15 protein-coding genes are annotated in these 17,719 nt (G+C 71.7%); 12 read left to right on the forward strand and 3 right to left on the reverse strand.

Going from position 1 to position 17,719, the window contains the following annotated elements:
• The first annotated feature begins 207 nt into the window (after positions 1-207).
• From AB0937_RS13615 to AB0937_RS13660, 10 genes are all read left to right on the forward strand, one after another.
• Positions 208-696: a helix-turn-helix domain-containing protein gene (locus AB0937_RS13615; RefSeq protein WP_366711863.1), complete on the forward strand. Its 489-nt coding sequence runs from the start codon at positions 208-210 to the stop codon at positions 694-696.
• A 315-nt stretch (positions 697-1,011) separates the two neighbouring features.
• Positions 1,012-1,536: a hypothetical protein gene (locus AB0937_RS13620; RefSeq protein WP_366711618.1), complete on the forward strand. Its 525-nt coding sequence runs from the start codon at positions 1,012-1,014 to the stop codon at positions 1,534-1,536.
• A 400-nt stretch (positions 1,537-1,936) separates the two neighbouring features.
• Positions 1,937-4,066: a hypothetical protein gene (locus AB0937_RS13625; RefSeq protein ID WP_366711620.1), complete on the forward strand. Its 2,130-nt coding sequence runs from the start codon at positions 1,937-1,939 to the stop codon at positions 4,064-4,066.
• Between the two features lie 97 nt (positions 4,067-4,163).
• Positions 4,164-5,681 (forward strand): GT4 family glycosyltransferase PelF, encoded by a 1,518-nt coding sequence (gene pelF, locus AB0937_RS13630; protein WP_366711622.1) that lies wholly within the window; start codon positions 4,164-4,166, stop codon positions 5,679-5,681.
• Positions 5,678-7,096 carry a hypothetical protein gene (locus AB0937_RS13635; RefSeq protein ID WP_366711623.1) on the forward strand — a complete coding sequence of 473 codons (1,419 nt, stop codon included), beginning with the start codon at positions 5,678-5,680 and terminating at the stop codon, positions 7,094-7,096. The genes pelF and AB0937_RS13635 overlap by 4 nt, the downstream gene beginning before the upstream one ends.
• 48 nt (positions 7,097-7,144) lie before the next feature.
• A complete protein-coding gene (locus AB0937_RS13640; RefSeq protein WP_366711625.1) occupies positions 7,145-8,146 on the forward strand; it encodes a GDP-mannose 4,6-dehydratase in 1,002 nt (333 codons plus the stop codon).
• A 76-nt stretch (positions 8,147-8,222) separates the two neighbouring features.
• Positions 8,223-8,936 (forward strand): sugar phosphate nucleotidyltransferase, encoded by a 714-nt coding sequence (locus AB0937_RS13645; protein ID WP_366711627.1) that lies wholly within the window; start codon positions 8,223-8,225, stop codon positions 8,934-8,936.
• 7 nt (positions 8,937-8,943) lie between these two features.
• On the forward strand, positions 8,944-9,846 hold the full coding sequence (locus AB0937_RS13650) for an NAD(P)-dependent oxidoreductase (RefSeq protein ID WP_366711628.1): 903 nt from the start codon (positions 8,944-8,946) through the stop codon (positions 9,844-9,846).
• A complete protein-coding gene (locus AB0937_RS13655; protein WP_366711629.1) occupies positions 9,843-10,505 on the forward strand; it encodes a spherulation-specific family 4 protein in 663 nt (220 codons plus the stop codon). The genes AB0937_RS13650 and AB0937_RS13655 overlap by 4 nt, the downstream gene beginning before the upstream one ends.
• Positions 10,502-11,323, forward strand: a complete 822-nt coding sequence (locus AB0937_RS13660; protein WP_366711630.1) for an endo alpha-1,4 polygalactosaminidase — start codon at positions 10,502-10,504, stop codon at positions 11,321-11,323. The genes AB0937_RS13655 and AB0937_RS13660 overlap by 4 nt, the downstream gene beginning before the upstream one ends.
• A 150-nt stretch (positions 11,324-11,473) precedes the next feature.
• Here the strand turns inward: AB0937_RS13660 and AB0937_RS13665 are convergent, their stop codons facing one another.
• The gene (locus tag AB0937_RS13665) at positions 11,474-11,752 is read right to left on the reverse strand and encodes a GlsB/YeaQ/YmgE family stress response membrane protein (protein WP_366711631.1); all 279 of its coding nucleotides are present in this window, start codon (positions 11,750-11,752) and stop codon (positions 11,474-11,476) included.
• 125 nt (positions 11,753-11,877) lie between these two features.
• Complete coding sequence (locus AB0937_RS13670; RefSeq protein WP_366711632.1) at positions 11,878-12,693, reverse strand: alpha/beta hydrolase; 816 nt, start codon at positions 12,691-12,693, stop codon at positions 11,878-11,880.
• Positions 12,694-13,040: 347 nt separating this feature from the next.
• Here AB0937_RS13670 and AB0937_RS13675 point away from each other — a divergent pair, with 347 nt between their 5' ends.
• Positions 13,041-13,925, forward strand: a complete 885-nt coding sequence (locus AB0937_RS13675; RefSeq protein ID WP_366711634.1) for an NAD-dependent protein deacetylase — start codon at positions 13,041-13,043, stop codon at positions 13,923-13,925.
• Between the two features lie 67 nt (positions 13,926-13,992).
• On the opposite strand, the gene AB0937_RS13680 is transcribed toward AB0937_RS13675, so the two are convergent.
• Entirely contained in the window at positions 13,993-15,969 is a 1,977-nt protein-coding gene (locus AB0937_RS13680) for a glycosyltransferase family 2 protein (RefSeq protein ID WP_366711635.1), read from the reverse strand.
• A gap of 524 nt (positions 15,970-16,493) precedes the next feature.
• Between AB0937_RS13680 and AB0937_RS13685 the strand changes: the two genes are divergently transcribed.
• Positions 16,494-17,681 (forward strand): type III polyketide synthase, encoded by a 1,188-nt coding sequence (locus AB0937_RS13685; RefSeq protein WP_366711636.1) that lies wholly within the window; start codon positions 16,494-16,496, stop codon positions 17,679-17,681.
• The last annotated feature ends 38 nt before the right edge of the window (positions 17,682-17,719 follow it).

Raw genomic sequence — 17,719 nt, forward strand, 5'->3', positions numbered from 1 at the left:
TTGACAGGTGACGGGCCGGCCTGTCACGGCCGGGCCACCTTGCGGTACGCCCCTGCGATCCGCTACACATCAGTGACAATTAGATCTCTTACAGCCACACAGGCGAGGCACTAGTCACCTCAGGTTCCACGAGGCGCCGCTAGACTCGGTGCGGTGAGAGCCGACGCCGCGCGCAACCTGGAAGCCGTCCTGACCACCGGAGCGCGCATACTCGCCACCGACCCGGGCGCGAGCATCGCGAACATCGCGGCCGAGGCGGGCGTGGACCGGCGCACCGTCTACCGGCGCTTCGCCTCCCGCGAGGACCTCCTGGCGGCGATCCACGCGTCCCGCCTCACAGCCATCGAGCACGCCATCGCCGACGCCCGGCTGCGCGAGGCCCCGGTCGCCGTCGCCCTGCACCGCTACGTCGAGAACATCATCGCCGTGAACCGCACCTGGCCGGTCGACCTCGCCCGCATGCTCGCCGACGACGGCGTCCGCGCCCGCCGGGACGCCTGCGTCCGGGAAGTCGACACCTTCCTCGAACGCGCCACGGACGAGGGGCTGCTGCGCCCGGACCTCCCCCCGGGATGGGTGAGCGCACTGCTGCCCCAGCTCATGCACCTGGTGTCCCGGCAGATGCCTGACCTGAGCCCCGCGCAGGCGGCGGACGTCGCGGTCGACACACTGCTGCGCGGCCTGGGGGCGTCCTGACGGACGCTGCCGGTGGCGCGCAGGCCGGAAACCGGCGGGTGGCCGGGAACCCCGGGGTGAGCGCGTGGGTGGGAGCGGGCCGGCCGATCCGATATGCGCCAATGTCATCTTCACGCGCCGAGGAGGCGTCCGGCAGCGGCCGCCCAGCGCAGCTGCGCGCGGCCGGCGCGACTGCCTGGGAAAACGCGACTTCCGTCACGCCTTCATATTTTCGACACGACTTCATCACGCCATGAACACTTCAAGCCGAGTGGAGAGCCACACCTCGTCCGCGGGGCAGACGGTGCGCCCGGCCCCTGCCTAGCCTCCCTGGCCATGCGATCACCCCAGATGAGACGTTTCGGTCTCGGCGCCGTCCTCGCCCTCGCTCTCGCCGTGTTCGGCCTGGCGCCCACCGCGAGTGCGGCGCCGGCACCGGCGGAGCTGACCTTCACCACCGACAGCGCCACCACCACCCCGGGCGGCTCGGTCAAGCTGTCGATGACCCTCACCAACAACAACACCTACGACGTCTGGTTCGTGTACCAGACGATCGAACCGACGTGGCTGACCACGCAGCGCCCCGACCTGAAGTACAAGTTCTCCGGGTGCAGCCTGACCACGACGAACGGCGCCGCCCCCTGCACCGGGACCGGCCCGGCCAACCTCGGCGGCAACTACGGCACCACCATTCCGCCCGGTCAGAGCCGCACGGTCACCCTGACGCTGGACGTCGCCGCCGACTCCGGCTGCAACGGCAACATCGGCTTCTACTCCTACTTCTACGCCGAGTTCAGCGACTCGACCAACGTCAGCGGCGGACCGGTCTACACGCCCGTCACCCGCGTGCTCTGCTCCTGACGCCCTGTCCGCGGAGCCGGCGGCCGTGACCTGAAAGTTTCGCCGTCCAGGTATCGACTCCGGTCTGGACCACTGGCAATCCGACCGGCGGGCCCACCAGGCCCGCCGGTGCGTCGCGCAGGGCCCGGACCAGCACGCCGGGCCCTGGGGCCCACCGGACCCGACCTCACCCGGCGGCACGGAACGGCTCGTTTCGCTTTCGGAACCGCCCTGTTCGACACCTGCGCTTTTCCGTCATGTTCCGCAACATGACCGCAAAATCTCCACACAGACATCACTATGTGTCCCGAACGGATGCGTGACGAACTGGCTTCTGAGGGGGACGCCGGCGGCACGCAAGGGGGTGCGTCCGCTCCACGGGAGCCGTGCTCACCCCTGCCCGGGGAGGGGACCTCACCGCATGAAGCGGACCTTTCGCACCACCGTGCTCACGGTGGGTGCGCTCATCGCCGCAGTCGGCCTGCCGGCCGGCGCGGCGCACGCCGACACCACCCCCCGCATCGACCTGCGGGTGCTGGTGGTGAGCGACGGCGGCCCGTCGACCGACGCCATAGCCGCCGAACTGGCCGCGGCCGGAACGCCGTACACGCGGATCGACCTCACGCAGGCCGGCCGGACCGTGATCGACGCCGACTTCCTCGCGGACACCGTTGACGGCAGGCCGCGCGCCAAGTTCCAGGCGATCGTGCTGCCCAACGACAACCCGTTCCCGGCCGGTTCAGCCGAGATGACGGCACTCACGGCGTACGAGCGCACGTACGACGTGCCGCAGGTCGACGCCTACACCTACGCGCGTCCCGAGGCCGGACTGCAGTACCCCGTCTACGGCGGCTACTCCGGCAGCATCGACGGCAAGCGGGCGGAGGTGACCGCCGCCGGCAAGTCGGGGCCCTTCGGCTACCTCGACGGCGCGGTCCCCTTCGAGGACAACGACCCGGACGTCGGCGAGAGTTACGCCTACCTGTCCAAGCCTCTCGCGGGGGCCGACTTCACCCCGTACGTCGAGGCGGTGATCCCCGGGCAGACCGCCAAGGGCACGCTGGTGGGCGAGTACCGGCACGACGGGCGGCGCGAGCTGGTCGTCACCTTCGTCTACAACCAGTACCAGCAGCAGTTCCGGCTCCTGGCCCGCGGCATCGTGGAGTGGATGACCGGCGGGGTGCACCTGGGCGCCGCACGGAACTACTTCTCCGTCCACGTGGACGACGTGTTCGCCGCCGACGACCGCTGGAACAGCCAGCTCAACTGCACACCCGGCGACGTCGACTGCGAAGACCCCGCCGCGACGCCCGACCCGATCCGGATGACGGCCGCCGACGTCGACCACGCCGTCGACTGGCAGAACGGCAGGAAGTTCACCCTCGACTTCGCCTACAACGGCGCCGGCAGCGCCGACCACCGCGAGGACCACAACGGCGCCGACCCGCTCGCCGACCGGCTGATCGCGCGGCGGGGCGAGTTCCGGTGGATCAACCACACCTACTCGCACCCCTTCCTCGGCTGCGTGCAGGACACCACCGTCGTGCCCTGGAAGTGCGCGGCCGACGCCGACGGCAGCACCCGGTGGATGAGCCGCAACGACATCTCCGACGAGATCGCCACCAACCGGGTCTGGGGCGAGAGAGCCGGACTGCCCCTGGTGAACGACGAGTTGGTGACCGGCGAACACTCGGGCATGAAGGTGCTGCCGCAGCAGCCCGAGGACAACCCCAACCTGGCGCTCGCCCTCGGCGACAACGGCATCGCCTGGCTCGGCTCCGACAACTCCCGTGAGCCCGCCCAGCGCCGGGTCGGTCCGGCCACGACCGTGCCCCGCTACCCGATGAACGTCTTCTACAACGCCGGCCGGGCGGCCGAGCAGGTCGACGAGTACAACTGGATCTACACCAGCCGTGCCCAGGGCGGCAGCGGCATCTGCGAGGACAACCCGGCCACCACCACCTGTCTGCCGGCACCGCTGAACCCCGCCACCGGCTACGGCGAGCACATCGTCCCGCTGGAGACGCGGATCGCCCTCGGGCACGTGCTGGCCAACGACCCCAAACCGCACTTCATCCACCAGTCGAACCTGGCCGAGGACCGCATCGCCTACCCCGTGCTCAACGGCGTCCTGGACGGCTACGAGGCACTGTTCGCCGAGGACACACCCGTGGTGAACCCGCGGATGAAGGACATCGGCGTCGAGCTCCGGCGCCGGGCCGACTGGCAGGCCGCTCTGCGCGCCGGGCAGGTCACCGCCCACCGCATCGGCGCCACGGTGACCGTCGACGCGCCGAACGGGCTGGCGGTCACCGCGACCCTGCCCACCGGCACCACCCTTGCCGGCGCCGCCTTCGGTCAGGCGTACGCCGGTGCCGTGTCCGGCTGGACGCCCTCCACGGGTACGCCGCTCACGCTCACCCTGCCCGCGTCAGCGGCAGCACCGGCCACTGACGCCGGGGCCGGGCCCGCCCCGGCCACCGGTACCGCACCGCGCACCCGGGTCCCCGCGGGTGTCACCGATCCCGTGGGTCACACCGCAGACGGCTGAACGGCGCATCCACCCCAGTCCGACCTACGGTCCCGGCCGCTCCGCAGCGGCCAGGACCGGCCCGAACCACCCCACTCCTCGGCCGTGGAGCACATCGATGCCCGTTCCCCAGGGCGCGCGACGTACCGGAGCGACGCGCGTCACCCTGCTCACCGAAGGCACCTACCCGCACAGCCACGGAGGCGTCAGCGTCTGGTGCGACCAGCTCGTCCAGGGCATGCCCGACCTCGCCTTCGACGTCATCGCCGTCACCGGCACCGGGCGTGAGCCGGTCGTATGGGACCTGCCCGCGCACGTCTCGAGCGTGCTGTCCGTCCCCATGTGGGGCGCCCCGCCCGAGGGCCGCCCGCCCCGGGGCCGGGCCCGCAACCAACTCGCTGCCGCCTACGAGCGGTTCCTGGCCGCGCTGCTCGATCCGCGCGCCGAGGACGGGTTCGCCCCCGCCCTGTACGCCCTGGCACGGGCCGCCTCGGACGGGACGCTGAGCCCTTTCCTGCGCGCGGACCGGGCGATCGGAATCCTCACCGCGCTGTGGAACCGTCCCGGTCTCGCCGTGCGCGAGGCGCAGCCGACGCTGCACGACGCGCTCACCGCGACCGCCCTGCTGGAGCACGCCTTGCGCCCGCTGGCCGCGCCCGTCCCCGAGCTCGGGGTGGCGCACGCTGTCAGCGGCGGGGTCGCCGTCCTGCCCGGCCTCGCTGCCCTCGAACGCCACGGTGTTCCGCTGCTGCTCACCGAGCACGGGGTCTACCTGCGCGAGCGCTACCTCGGCTACCGCACGGCGCCCTACCGCTGGCCGGTGAAGGCCGTGATCCTCGGGTTCTTCCGGCTGCTCGCGCAGGAGAGCTACCGCCGGGCCGCGCTGATCACCCCGGGCAACCGCTACAACCGGCTGTGGGAGGAGGAGGGCGGCGCCGACCCGGAGTCGATCCGCACGGTCTACAACGGCGTCGACCCCACCGCGTTCCCGGCGGCCGGACCGGAGCCGGACGCCCCCACCCTCAGCTGGGCGGGCCGCGTCGACCCCATCAAGGACCTGGAGACCCTCATCCGGGCCTTCGCCCTGGTCCGCGCCGAACTCCCGCACGCGCGGCTGCGGTTGTTCGGCGGCACACCACGGGGCGGAGAGGCCTACCGTGAACGCTGCGAAGCCCTGGCCGCCGAGCTCGGACACGCCGACGCCGTCACCTTCGAGGGTCGCGTCGACGACATCAAGGACGCCTACGCCGCCGGGAACGTCGTGATGCTCTCCAGCATCAGCGAAGGCTTCCCCTTCACCCTGATCGAGGCCATGTCCTGCGGCCGGGCGACCGTCTCCACCGACGTGGGCGGGGTACGCGAGGCCGTCGGAGACACCGGGCTCGTGGTGCCCCCGCGCGATCCGGAGGCCATGGCCGCGGCCGCGCTGGAGCTGCTGGGCGATGCCGGACGGCGCGGGGCGATGGGTGAGGCGGCCCGGCTGCGGGTCATCGAGCAGTTCACCCTCCGGCAGACCATTGACACGTTTCGATCCATCTACGTGGAGCTGGCCCACCCGGAACAGGAGTTGACGGTCATGCCTTCGGTCAGGATGCCGGCCCCGGCCGTCCACGGCACCGGAAGCCTCGCCCTGTGAGCGGGCCGATATCCCTCGAACCCGGGGGCACCGAACAGGACACACTGGCCATCCGGCTGGCCGGCGCCCGCCCGCCCCGTCGGCGGCCGCGCTGGGCTCTCGACGACACCACACTCGCCATGCGGCTGCCCCGGCGCGGCCCCGACGAGGAGGCCGTCAGTGAACTCGCCGCCGAGCTCGCCGACCGCATCGGACCCGCCGTCCACCCCTACGAGGTCGCCGCGCTGCTGGAGGCCGAGGGGTTGTCCGCCTCCCTGATCAACGAGCGGTACGGTCACCCGAACCTGTTCTCCCTCGCCTCCGCCCTGTACGAGCGGGTGCCGCGCACCTTCCCCGAACCCTCTCCGGCGGCCGACCCCTGGCGCCCCGACACCGTGCGCTGTCTGCTGCGGGGCGTGCTGTTCGCCTTGCCGGGGCTCGCCTATCTGCTGACCGCACCACTGTGGGACGCCGGTGGGCATGCCGCCGCCCTCGTCGTGGCCGGACTCGTCTCCTGGGCGTGGGGGCAGGCGCTCGGTCACCGCGCGCACCTGCGGCTGGCGACCGGGCGACGGGAGGCCGGCCGTACCCTCCTGGCGGGTGCCCCCGTCGGCGCGGCGGTTGCCACGGCGGTGGCCGCGCTGCCCGTCGACGGCGGGCCGGTGACTCTGGTGGCCGCCGCGCAGTCCGCGTACCTGGCGGCCGCCGGTGTCCTGCTGGTACTGGGTCGCGAACGGCTGCTGCTGGCCGCGCTCAGCCCCCTGCTCGCCGGGGCTGCGGTCCTGCCGTGGTGGGAGCCGGGCCCCCTGGTCCGGGCCGGGCTGCCCCTGCTGGCGCTGCTGGGCACGCTCGGCGTCACCGGCTGGGTCCTGAGGGGCGCCCTCGCCGTCCCGGCCGTCGCCGGCGCGGCCCGGCCGCGGCTGCTGTGGTCCCTGCCGTACGGCCTGTTCGGGCTGGCCGCGGGGGTGTTGGTGCTGCTGGAGGGGCGGGAGGAGCCCTACGCGGTGATCGTGCTGACGCTGAGCATGGGGCCGGCGGAGTGGCTGCTCTACCGCTACCGCGGGCTGTCGGTCGCCGCGTTGCGCGCCACCGCCACGCCCGCCGGGTTCCTGCTGCGTTCGGCCGGCATCCTCGGCCTCTGCCTGATCGCCTACCTCGTACCGCTGCTGCCCGCGGCCCTGCTCACCGGGGCCGACCCGGCCGCCCTGCTGCTGCTCGCCGCCGCCTTGTGGACCGCGTTGCTGCTCCAGGCGTTCGGGGCGGCCTGGTCGTCTGCCGGGATCTGTCTCGCGGCGGCCGGTGCCGCCGGAGCGGTCGTCCTGTTCGGGCTGCCACCGGGCGCAGCCCTGGCCCTGCCGGTCGGCTGCGGCGCCGCCGCCCTGTGTCTGTCGGCGTGCGTGCTGTGGCTGCTCGGCCGGCCCGCACCCCACGCCTGAGCACCGCTCCTCGCCCGCACCTCTCACCTCATCGAAGGGACAACCCAGTTGACCTCCGCACCGCTCGCCGCCGTCACCGGAGCCGAGGGCTTCATCGGCTCGCACCTCACCGAGGCGCTGGTCGCCTCCGGACACCGTGTGCGGGCCATGGCCCAGTACAACTCCTTCTCCTCCTACGGCTGGTTGGAGACCCTGCACCCGGACGTCCTGGACCAGGTGGAGATCGTCCTCGGCGACGTCCGGGACCCGGGCTCGGTCCGCGGTCTCCTGGAGGGCGCCGGCACCGCTTACCACCTGGCCGCCCTCATCGCGATCCCGTACTCCTACCAGGCCCCGCACAGCTACGTGGACACCAACGTCACCGGCACCCTCAACGTGCTGGAGGCGGTGCGCGCCCTCGGCACGCCCCGGCTGGTGCACACCTCCACGAGCGAGACGTACGGCACCGCGCAGACCGTGCCCATCACCGAGGACCATCCCATCAACACGCAGTCCCCGTACGCCGCTTCGAAGGCGGGCGGGGACCGGCTGGCGGACAGCTACCACGCCAGTTTCGACACCCCCGTCGTGACGCTGCGGCCCTTCAACACCTTCGGGCCGCGCCAGTCGATGCGCGCGGTGATCCCCACGGTCATCGGGCAGGTCGCCGCGGGAGAACGCACGATCACCCTCGGCGATCTGCGGCCCACCCGGGACTTCACCTTCGTCAAGGACACCGCGCAGGCCTTCCTCGCCGTCGGCACCGCGCCCGCCGAGCGTGTCGTGGGCCGCACCTTCAACGCCGGAACCGGTGGGGAGATCTCGGTCGGCGACCTGGTCGCGCTCATCGGCAAGGTGATGGACACCGCCCTCGACGTGCGCGAGGACACCGCCCGCATCCGCCCCGCCAACTCCGAGGTGATGCGGCTGGTCGCCGACGCGAGCCGGCTCGGCGCGGCCACCGGCTGGCAGCCCGCGCACTCCCTGGAGGAGGGTCTGGCGGCCACCGTGGAGTTCTTCCGCGACCCGGCCAACCTCGCCCGGTACAAGACCGGCATCTACAACATCTGACTCGCAGCGGATCTCGTCCGTCTCGTCCCGCGCACGTCCGCGCACGTCCACGAAGCGTTCACGAAGGAGGAGCCCCATGCACGCAGTGATCCTGGCGGGAGGCAAGGGCGTCCGGCTGCGGCCGTACACCACCGCGCTGCCCAAGCCGCTCGTGCCCATCGGTGACCAGCACGCCATCCTGGAGATCGTGCTGCGCCAGCTGTCCACGGCCGGCTTCACCAGCTGCACCATCGCCATCGGCCACCTCGGGGAGATCATCCGCGCCTATGTCGGCGACGGCTCCCAGTGGGGCCTGACCGTCGACTACGCCACCGAGGACAGCCCGCTGGGCACCATGGGACCGCTGCTCAACCTGCGCCACCGGCTGCCCGAGACGTTCCTGGTCATGAACGGCGACGTCCTCACCGACCTCGACTACGCCGACGTCCTGCACCGGCACCGCGCGTCCGGAGCGCCGCTGACGATCGCGACGTACGCCCGCAAGGTGCACATCGACTTCGGAGTGCTGACGACGGACTCCAGCAAGGTCGTGGCGTTCACCGAGAAGCCGAGCATGGACTACCGCGTCTCCATGGGGGTCTACGGACTGTCCCGCGCCACCCTGGACGGCTACACGGCCGGACTCCCCCTCGGCTTCGACGAGCTGGTGCTGGATCTGCTCAAGACCGGCAACCAGCCGCACGCCTACGAGTTCGACGGCTACTGGCTGGACATCGGCCGCCCGGACGACTACGACCGGGCCAACGCCGAGTTCACCACCCGCAAGTCGCTTCTGCTCAAGGGAGCCTGAGCACGTCATGCGCATTCTCGTCCTGGGCTTCACCGGCTATCTCGGAGCTCACGTGGTCGAGCGGCTGCGCGCCCTGCCGGGCGCGCAGGTTCTCGGCGGCGGCCGGTCACCGGCCGCCGACCTCGACGTCGACCTCGCCCGTGTCCGCCCGGAGGGGCTGGCGAAGGCCCTCGCGTCCGCCGCGCCCGACACGGTCGTCAACTGTGCGGGCGCGACCGGCGGTGACGCCGTCACCCTCGCCGAGGTCAACGCCCGTGGGCCCGCCGTACTGTGCGCCGCCCTGCGCGAGGCGGCACCCGCGGCCCGCCTGGTGCACCTGGGCTCGGCCGCCGAATACGGCCCGGGCACGCCGGGCACCCCGGTGACGGAGTCGGCTCCCACCTGCCCGGCCGGTCCTTACGGTGCGACCAAGCTCGCGGGCACGGTCGCGGTGACCGGCTCCGGCCTGGACGCGGTGGTGCTGCGGGTGGGCAATCCCGTGGGGCCCGGAGCTCCGCCCACCGGTCTGCCCGGCCGGATCGCCGCGCTGCTGCGTGAGACCGATCCGGGGCCGGAGGCGGTGCTGCGGCTCGGCGACCTGTCCGCCCACCGCGACTTCGTCGACGTACGCGATGTGGCGCGGGCGGCGGCTCTCGCGGCGACGGCCCCGGGGCCGTTGCCGCCCGTCCTCAACATCGGCGGGGGCGGTGCCGTCGCGGTGCGCGACCTGGTGCGCGGTCTGGCCGCGCTCGCCGGTTTCCGGGGCCGGATCGAGGAGAACACGGCGAGTGCGGCGGGCTCGGCCCGTTCCGCGCAGGTGTCGTGGCAATGTTCCGACATCGCCGCGGCCGAGCAGGCCCTGGGCTGGCGTCCGGCCCACTCCCTCGACGACGCGCTGACCTCGCTGTGGGAAGGCGGCCGTACGCCGTGAGCCTGCTGATCCCGCTGTACATCCATCCGGCCGAGGATCCCGGCGCCTGGCACCGGCTGATCATCGCCGCCACTCGCACCTACGGTGTCGTCCTCAACCCGGCGAGCGGGCCGGGCGAGGTGCCCGACCCGGCGTTCACCGCGGCGGCGAGGGCGCTGCGGGCCGCGGGTGCGCGTCTGCTGGGCTACGCCGACACCGACTACGGGGTGCGCCCGCCCGAGGACGTCGCCGAGGACGTGCGCCGGCACCAGGAGTGGTACGCGGCGGACGGCTGCTTCCTGGACCGGGTGACGGCGACCGCGGAGGGGCTGCCGGCCTGCCGCAGGCTGGTGCGGGCGGTACGCAGGCTGGGTGCGGGGACGGTCGTCCTCAACCCCGGCGTCCATCCGGCGCCGGGGTACGCCCGCCTCGCCGACCTGACCGTCACCTTCGAGGGCCACTGGTCGACGTACGTCTCCGCCTTCAGCCGGCCGGCGTGGACCGCACGGCACCCGCCCGACCGGCTGTGCCACCTCGTCTACGGCGTGCCCGAGGCCCTCGTGCCCCTCGCCGTGCGCACCGCGCACGACCGGGGGGCGGCGGTGTGCGGCCCCGTGACGGGCGAACCGCCCAACCCGTGGGCCGAGTTGACACCCGCGCTCACGGGAGCGCGTCGATGAGCAGGCGGGCGGTGACCTGCGCGGCCCTGCTGACGGCGCTGACGGTCACGGCGCTGACGGGCTGCTCCGGCGGCGCCGGACGTCCCGATGACGGGCACGCCACGGCGTCGCCGTCCCGGACCGTGTGGAAGCCCCGTCCGGGCCTCGCCTGGCAGTGGCAGCTCGACGGCAGGGTCGACGGGTCGGCGGACGTGCCCGTCTACGACATCGACGGCTTCGAGAACTCCGCGGCGGACGTGGCCCGGCTGCACCGCGCGGGGAGGAAGGTCATCTGTTACATCAACGTGGGGGCGTGGGAGAACTTCCGGCCGGACCGGGGTGCTTTCCCGCGAGCGGTGCTCGGCGAGCCCAACGGGTGGGCGGGCGAACGCTGGCTGGACATCCGGCAGCTGACGGTGCTGCGACCGATCATGGAGCGCCGTTTCGACATGTGCCGCGACAAGGGCTTCGACGCGGTGGAACCGGACCTGGTGGAGGGCTACGGCAACGACACCGGATTTCCCCTCACCGCACGCGATCAGCTCCGCTACAACCGCATGATCGCGGACATCGCCCATGAGCGAGGGCTGTCGGTCGGGCTGAAGAACGACCTCCCGCAGATCCCCCGGCTCGTGCGCGATTTCGACTTCGCGGTCAACGAGGAGTGCGCCCAGTACGACGAGTGCGGCGAGCTCTCGCCGTTCATCGCGGCGGGCAAGGCGGTGTTCCACGTGGAGTACGCGGAGCCACGGAGCGCTTTCTGCGCCGAGTCCCGCCGGCTGGGTCTGTCGTCGATGCGGAAGGAGCCGGAGCTCGGGGTGTGGCGGAGCCCCTGCTGAGCGTGTTGCAACGACCGCTGGAACGGAAGCTGCATGCAGGCGGGCCTCCGGTACGGGGCGGCCAACGACTGAGAACAACCTGACGGCTCCTCCCTCGTGTGGAGGGGAGGAGCCGTCCAGATGTGTTTTCAGGTGTTCGCCGTCAACGGATCATGCGTGACGGTGCGAGTGCCGGCTGCCCGTGACGAGGCGGTAGAGGGCGAGCAGGATGAGGGAACCGACGACCGCGGCTATCCACGTGGAGAGGTCGAAGAACCCGTCGATGGAGTCCACGCCGAAGATGACCTTGCCGAGCCAGCCGCCGAGCAGACCGCCGACGATACCGATGAGCATGGTGATGATGATGCCGCCGGGGTCCTTGCCCGGCATCAGGACCTTGGCGATGGCGCCCGCGAGAAGGCCGATGATGATCCACGCGATGATGCCCATGGTGCGTCTCCGCTTCGTCGTATAAGGATTCTGTTAAGTCATCGGGTGCGCCGATCCCGCGCTCCCAAACGTCTCCGTCTGATATCGGCTCTGTCCGCCCTGGGCCACGATGAGTTCGCCGGGGCTCAGCGAGAGCCGGAACGGTCGGGGCCGGCCACCTCTCGGACGGCGTCGGCGATGGCGGGGTAGTCCTTCCTCAGGATCGCGCCGTGGTTGCTGTCGACCTTCACGCTGCGGACGTTGGAACGACGGGCCGTCACCGCTTCGAGGCTCGCCCGGATCCGCTCCTGCTCGTCGCCGCGGCTTCCGAACGACGTCCCCGAAGCGACGACGTACCGCACCGGGACGCCGATGCGGTCGAGCACGGGTCCCAACTCGCTTTCGCGGGAGAGCCTGCCGAGCTCGATGTTGCTGTTCGCCTGCTCCTCGGCGGTCATCCGCGGGGCGAGGCCCGTCGGGCGCAGCAGCGGCATCACCCAGGACAACCGCCGGAACAGCTTGCGGATCCGCTGCTCCATGGCGTCGTCGAGCCAGTCGTGGGGGAACGCGCCGTCGACCAGGATCGCGCCCACGGTGCGATCGGGGTTCCGGGCGGCCCAGTGCGCCGCGACGACCGCCCCGTAGGACCAGCCGACGACCACGGCCCGGTCCACGCCCCTGGCCGCGAGGACGGCGTCGACGTCCCGGACGGCCGCCTCGAAGGAGTAGTCCGCCGAACGCCTCGACTTGCCGCGAGCCCGTTCGTCGTAGGTGATGTGCCGCCATTGCGGACCCAGTTCGGCGAGGGTCCGCCGCCAGTACCCCTGCGTGGCGAACTGGCCGTTGAGGTAGACCACGGGGGTGCCCGCGCCGCCGGTGTCGGTGACGGCCAGGGCCGTGTCCTCGACCGGCACCATGCCGGTCCAACTGCTGCGATGCGGCGTCGTGTTGTTCTGGGTCATGTCCTTCTCCTGTGCGGTGATGTCGCCCTGGGCGGTGGTGGCGTGGACGGTCGGACCGGCGGCGGCGCCGTCGGTGTTGTTGAGCGTGTTACCGAGACGGGGCGAGGGTGTCGAGCTTCTGCATCGTGCTCTTCGCTTCGCACGTCACGCTGTTTCCAACAATGGAAAAGCTACGTTGCATTCACATAGACTGCAACGCACTTGCCACGCGTCACTTCAATAAGTGCAGTTCAAAGACGCTCAATCATTGCAACCGCCTTGACGCTTAACGCAATAACCTACCCTACCCCGTTGCAATGGAATGAAGGTGAACGCTCCGCCGGGCTGTCGTTCCGTACCCTGGCGACATGCGCATGCGTCCCACCCTGAGCTGGACCCCTGCCGGCGACCTGCCGCCCGGGACCACGGATCTGGAGCCGGTCGCCGACGCGCTGCGTGCCGGTGGGGTGCTGGTGCTCAGCGGAGCGGGCATCTCCACGGAGTCGGGCATCCCCGACTACCGGGGCGAGGGCGGGAGCCTGAGCCGGCACACGCCGATGACCTACCAGGACTTCACCGCCGCCGCTCAGGCCCGGCGCCGGTACTGGGCGCGCAGCCACCTCGGCTGGCGCGCCTTCGGCCGGGCCCGCCCCAATGCCGGGCACAGGGCCGTGGCGGCCTTCGAACGGCACGGCCTGCTCTCGGGTGTCGTCACCCAGAACGTCGACGGTCTGCACCAGGCCGCCGGCAGCGAGGGCGTCGTGGAACTCCACGGATCCCTGGCCCGGGTCGTCTGCCTCTCCTGCGGCACCATCGGCCCGCGCGGGGAACTGGCCAGGCGGCTCGAGGAGGCCAACCCGGGGTTCGCGCCCGTGGCCGCCGGAATCAACCCCGACGGAGACGCCGACCTGACGGACGACCAGGTCGCCGGATTCCGCGTGGTTCCCTGCACGGCATGCGGCGGCATCCTCAAACCGGACGTCGTGTTCTTCGGTGAAGCCGTTCCGCCCCAGCGGGTGGAACACTGCCGCGCGTTGGTGCGTGCGGCGACCTCCCTGCTGGTGCTGGGATCCTCCCTGACCGTGATGTCCGGACTCCGCTTCGTCCGCCAGGCGGCCCAGGCCGGGAAGCCGGTGCTGATCGTCAACAGGGATCAGACCCGGGGCGACGGGCACGCCCTCACGAGGGTCGCTCTCCCGTTGGGCTCGGCCCTGAGCACCGTCGCACTGCGGCTGGGCCTTCCCCTCGACTGAGCGGGAGACCGTGGCCTCGGGCTGGTGAGACCGTGCCCTCGGCCGGGTGATCGCGCGTGCGGCGGTGTCAGCCGAGCCGGCGCCGGACGGCCGCCGCCAGCCTGATCGGCGCCACGCGCAGCATCAAGGCTCCCTGTCGGCCGTTGCGCAGCGGCTTGGCGTAGTAGGGGCGGCCGAGCCGGGAGGCGCGGAACCAGCGGGTGCCGGGCAGCGCCTTCGTGGCCGGAACGGGGAGGCAACGCCCCGGGGCGTCCGTGCGGAGCGTCAGCGTCCACCGTCCCGGCCGCAGCTTCCGGACCGGCATGCGGCCGGTGAAGGAGCGGCTGTCCTCCCGTGCGTAGAGCAGGGGTACCTCTCGTACGGTGCCCCGGTCCGCTTCGGCGCGCAGCGCGGTGGGTCGGGGGCCTCCGGCTTCGTCGGTCAGCTGACCGCTGACGACGAGGAGGGCGCGGCGAGAGGCGTCCCAGGCGACTTCCGTCACGACAGACGCCGCAGCGGCGTCGGGGCGTCGGACGTCCAAGGAGAAGTGGCCGTGGGCGGTGAAGGAGGGACAGGCGGTGGCGGGTTCCTCCCCGGGCCGGACGACGGTGGTCAGCTCTCGCTGCGGTGGCGTCGGCCGTCGGCCGTACGCGTCCGTCGAGGTGTTTCGCAGCCTGACGGTTCGGCTGACTCCCTGGGCGCGTACGTCGAGGTGGACGTCCCACAGGCCGTCGCCGAGCGGGGCCCCCGCGTCCACGGTGCGCAGGTCCACGTCGGCGGTGAATCCGGCCGTCGGGTCGTCGCCGGGGTGCCGGGCGGTGCCGACGGTCGCCGGCACGTGGATGTCCGGGTGCCGGAATCCGTTCGGGCGCAGGATCAGCCGGGTGGTGGGCTGGAGCGGGCCGAGGGACTCGATGCGGGCGTGTCCGGTGAGCCGGAGCACGTCGCCGTCGCCCGTCCAGGCCACCTCGGCCAGTTCGTGGTGGACCGGGATGCGGTCCGTGACGTCGAAGCAGGCGTCCGGGACCGCCTTCGCCGGGTCGCGGAAGAAGGGGTGGGACCAGTAGACGCGGCCCTTGTCCACGACGTTGCCGCGCGCCGCGTCCTCCTTGGCGTTCCGCGCCACGGCCATGAGGTCCTCGTAGCGGTCCGTGCGCAGCAGGTGGACGATCAGCCGGTCCGGCGGGGTGAGCGACCGGAAGAGGCCATCGGTCACGTAACTCCGCGCCCACTGCCGGAACTGCGGATAGAAGTGCTCTCTCGCCCGCCGTTCGCTCTCGCGCGGCAGCAGGGCCCGTAGCGGTCCGCACAGTTCCCACTCCACATGCCGGCGCATGATCCGGTCCCGGCGCGGACCGGGCTCCAGGTAGCGGGCGACCGTTTCGAAGCACAGCCGGGTGCCGTCCATGCGGTGGACGAGGTCGGCGGCGGTGAGGGTGAGGTTGTTGCCGTTCTGGCGGTTGCGGGAGTAGTAGCAGTCGTAGTCGGCGACGACGGAGATGCCGTCGGCGTTGAGGTAGGCCGCGGCGGTGAACGGCTTGTCCTCGCAGTTGCGGTACGGCGGGAACCGCAGGCCGAGCCGTTCGATCAGCGAGCGCCTGAACAGCTTCCAGCAGCCGAGGGTGCGGTAGGCGGCGGAGGAGAAGATGTCCGTGCGGGGCTGGTTGTGCGAGAAGACGGCCGTCGGCACGGCTCGTCCCCCGACGGACACCATCTTGCCGAGGACCACGTCCGTGCGGTTCTCGTCCGCCATCGCGACCATGCGGCGCAGGGCGTCCGGGCCGAGGTAGTCGTCGGAGTCGAGGAAGAAGACGTAGTCGCCGCCGGCCAGGTCCAGGCCGGTGTTGCGTGGGCCTCCGGCTCCTCCGCTGTTGGGCTGGTGGACGACACGCATGCGGGAGCAGGTCCGTGCGAGGCGGTCGAGTTCGGGGCCGGTGCCGTCGGTCGAGCCGTCGTCGACGGCGATGATCTCGATCTCGTCCGGGCCGAGCGTCTGCTCCATGACGGAGGTGACGCACTTCGTCAGTTCCGGCATGGAGTTGTAGGCGGGGATGATCACGCTCACGCGGGGAGGGTTCGCAGGGGACATGGTGGGTTCCCGGACTGTGAGGCGGCGGAGGCGAGGGAGGCGGTCGTTCCGGCGGGAGGGCAGATGGACGGGGCCCCATCTCGGAGCTTCCGGCCCGACCGGGTTCCGCCGCGCTGCGTGCGGCGTCCTCCTACGCTGTCGGAGTGCGGGAACCACCCGTTCGGGTGCGCGCCGGGCCCCTCCGGCCCTCTCCCCCGCATCTCCCTTCCGCCGGGTGCTCTCCCGGCTGGATCTCACCGGGACCGTCGACGGGACGTCTGACAACTCCTGTGCTGTGGCGCGGCATTCGAAGACGACGGTGTGTGCCTTGTCACACCCTCAAAAATGCCCTCAAGTTGTCTACATCACAGCAGAAATGTCCTTTTGGCGTCCATGCTCGAAACGGATGAGTGCTCCCGAACTGGGGCCTATCTGCATCCTCTTGGGCGCGACGTTCATAAGTGACCCATGACACAGCACTCTCGACATTCTCCCCGCATCCCCTCGGAAGGTGCCCCCTCATGGCCGCTTACCTCTGCCCGCCAGCCGTGATACACGGCGAGCACACCGTGAAGACCAGCCAGATCGTGGCGGAGGTGAGCGAACGGCACCCGCATGCGGCGTGGGCGCCGCGGATCGACGGCATCGCGGCCAGTACGGGGATCGAAACGCGCGGCTGGATGCTCCCGCTGGAAACCGCGGTCGCGCCGGGCAAGGGCGGCGGCCTGGGGGCTTTCGGCGTCGAGCCGGCCCAAGAGGCGCTGACCCGCGACGGGTTCACCCCGCGGGACGTGGAGCGCGTGATCGCCGCCCTGGAGTCCATACCCGCGCCGCAGACCGTCCAGGAGCGCACCGCGCCCGCCTGGGAGGCCGTGCAGGCCTACGGTGAGCGTGCGGCACGCGGGGCCCTGCAGACCGCCGGGCTGGATGCCGCTGACGTCGACTGCCTGATCACCAGTAACTCCACGACCCCGGCCCTTCCCGGCCTGGACATGGCCCTCGCCAACAGGCTGCCGCTGCGCGACGACGTGATGCTGCTGCCGGCCACCCAGTGGGCGTGCATCGCGGGGACGCGTTCCCTGGCGCTGGCGGCGGACCTGGTCGCCGCGGACCCCGACCGGGTGGTCCTGGTCGTCATCTCGGAGGCGCTGAGCACCACCTACCAGCCCGGGGACGACACGCTCGAGTCCTTGATCGTCCGGCTGCTGTTCGCGGACACCGCGGTCGCCGCGGTGGTCACGGGTCGCCCGCGGCCGGAGTCGTTGCTGCGCCTCGACGCGGCCTGGCACCACACCCTGCCCGGCACCCAGGACCTGCACCGGCTGGAGACGCGGGCGGACGGCACCCACTTCGTGATGGACCGGCGTGGGCCACGCGCCGTACAGGAGACGGTCACCGCGATGTGGGAGTGGTTGCGCACCCGGTATCAGGACGACCCCGGCTCCTGGCACCCGGACGTACTGCTCGCGCACCCCGGGGGCACCCGCGTGCTGGAGTACATGGAGCAGACGATGCCCGACGGGTGGCCGTCGGGGCTGCTGGACTACAGCCGGGACAGCTACACCAGCGGCAACCGCGGAGGTGCGGCGGTGTTCGACATCCTGCGGCGGGCGCATGACGCGGGGCAGCAGAAGCCGGGCAACCGCGCGGTGCTGTACGCGGCGGCACCGGGACTCACCGCCACCGCTCTGCAAGGGCAGTGGCTGTAGTACGCCGGAGGGTGCCGTCGGCTGCCCCGGCGGCGGCT

The organism is Streptomyces sp. NPDC047880 (assembly GCF_040706515.1).
Lineage (GTDB): Bacteria > Actinomycetota > Actinomycetes > Streptomycetales > Streptomycetaceae > Streptomyces.